Annotated in this window: 1 protein-coding gene; it reads right to left on the bottom strand. The window is 68.1% G+C overall.

The annotated features are described in order from the left end of the window. Positions 1-23 precede the first annotated feature (23 nt). The coding region (locus ACIHCL_RS37005; RefSeq protein WP_399868942.1) for an IS630 family transposase at positions 24-1,036 on the bottom strand (1,013 nt) is incomplete at its 5' end.

Raw genomic sequence — 1,036 nt, forward strand, 5'->3', positions numbered from 1 at the left:
TATTGATCAGAAACTTATTGGGTTCACTCGTCGAGGATGTAGCGGACGTGGCGGCTGCCGAAGTATCCGCGCACGATGTGGGGTTGGCGTTGGCGGCGGTGGAAGAACCGGCGGGTTTCGGTGGCGAGTTCGGCCTGGTTCCTGGCCCGGTGGGTATGGGGCAGGCTGTGTTTCAGGTCGGCGTTGACCAGCTCGTCCGGGTTCAGCTCCGGTGAGTACGAGGGCAGGAAGTGCAGTTCGACTTGGTCCTCGTGCTCGGCGAGCCAGGCCCGGACGGCCTTCGAGCGGTGGGCCGAGTGCCGGTCCACGATCAGGTGTACCTTCCGGTCGAAGTGCCCCACGAGCCGGGCGAGGAAGCGGCACATGACCTTCGCGTCGAAGGTCTCGGTGAAGACCATGAAGTGCATCCGCCCCTTTGTGCTGATCGCGGACATCGCGTTCACGGAGAACCGGTTCCCGGTGCGTCGGACGACCGGCGTCCGGCCCTTGGCGCCCCAGGTGCGGCCGGTGACCTGGTCCGAGCGGATCCCGACCTGGTCTCCGAAGAGGACCTCGGCGCCCTCGGCCTTCGCCCTGGCCCGGATTGCCGGCCAGGTCTCCTGGCACCAGGTGCGGACGGCCGCCCGATCCTGTTCCACAGCCCGCTTGTCTGGCCGCTGGAAGGTCAGACCCCATCGCCTGAGGTACTTGCCCACCCCGGGCTCGGTGAACCGGACCCGGTACAGATGGAAGATCAGCTCACCTATCAGCTTCCGCGTCCATAACTGCCCGGAAAGCCCCAGGTCACAGGGGATGTGATCGAGGACCGCCTGCCGCACAGCGGCCTGCTCGGCCTCGGACAGCACCTGGTGCTCGCCTGTGCGGCGACCTCGCGGCCGGGACAGCAAAGCGTCCCGGCCACCGGTCCGCCACCTCGCCCACCAGTTGTCCACGGCCCTGACCGACACCCTGAACATGGCCGCGACCTCCGCCCGGTCCCGGCCCTCCACCAGCGCGGACACCGCCAGCAACCGCACCGCCTCCTGCGCGTCCGGCG

The organism is Streptomyces sp. NPDC052042 (assembly GCF_044548345.1).
Lineage (GTDB): Bacteria > Actinomycetota > Actinomycetes > Streptomycetales > Streptomycetaceae > Streptomyces.